General features: G+C 46.2%; 1 protein-coding gene. It reads left to right on the top strand.

Annotation, left to right across the window (positions count from 1 at the left end):
- Positions 1-429: AFG1/ZapE family ATPase (gene zapE, locus ACTHUR_RS21745; protein ID WP_440400892.1), on the top strand; the 429-nt coding region annotated here is incomplete at both ends.

Raw genomic sequence — 429 nt, 5'->3', positions numbered from 1 at the left:
CCCTTATCGAGTCCAACCTGACCGTTTTAAATGTAGATGGCGGAGAAGATTACCGCTTGCGTACGCTGCGTCCTGCCGAAATTTTCTTTGTCCCCAATAATGAAGAAAACGAGCAAAAACTCGCTGCTTTATTTAAAGAAATGAGCGGAATCTCTGAATTAAACCCAGGCATCAGCATTATCCATGGACGGGAAATCCCCCATAAAGCCCAGTCAGAACGCGCCATCTGGTTTGATTTCCGTGCATTATGTTTTGGCCCGCGCTCACAAGCTGACTATTTGTATTTAGCCGAACATTACGAGATGGTTTTCCTTTCAGGATTAGAACGTCTAACCCCGCAAGAAAAAGCAGAAGCACGCCGTCTGACATGGTTAATTGACGTTTTATATGATTTCCGTGTGAAGCTGTGCGCCACTAGCGCAGTTGGCG

The sequence above is a fragment of the Neisseria sp. P0021.S007 genome (assembly GCF_051956855.1).
The sequence above is the reverse complement of the archived record's forward strand: the minus strand, read 5'-3'. Positions and strand labels throughout refer to the sequence as shown.